1 protein-coding gene is annotated in these 280 nt (G+C 46.4%); it reads right to left on the minus strand.

The window, feature by feature from the left end:
• The coding region (locus F1003_RS18585) for a 2OG-Fe(II) oxygenase (RefSeq protein ID WP_202913911.1) at nt 1–280 on the minus strand (280 nt) is incomplete at both ends.

Here is a 280-nt window from a genome sequence, read left to right on the forward strand (position 1 = left end):
CTTGGGTTGTAATAACTTCCCCTCTGCTTCTGGAAAGATGGTCTCTCCCCCCTTCCCAACGTCTGAAAGGTACATGAGCACAGTGGCGATCCGATGTCCTCCAAGAGCTTGATTATTTTTGTCATGGAAGTAATCATAGTGTGGCTCATACTTCTCGCCATTCTGATAATGTAATATTTGAATGGATTCGCCATTATCTGGTGGAAGGAACGTCCAAGCTGCAATCCTCTCCTCTATCCTAGCTACAACTTCGTCCTGCTTCTTCTCGAGGAACATGCCG

Source organism: Winogradskyella ouciana (genome assembly GCF_009709615.1).
GTDB lineage: Bacteria > Bacteroidota > Bacteroidia > Flavobacteriales > Flavobacteriaceae > Winogradskyella > Winogradskyella ouciana.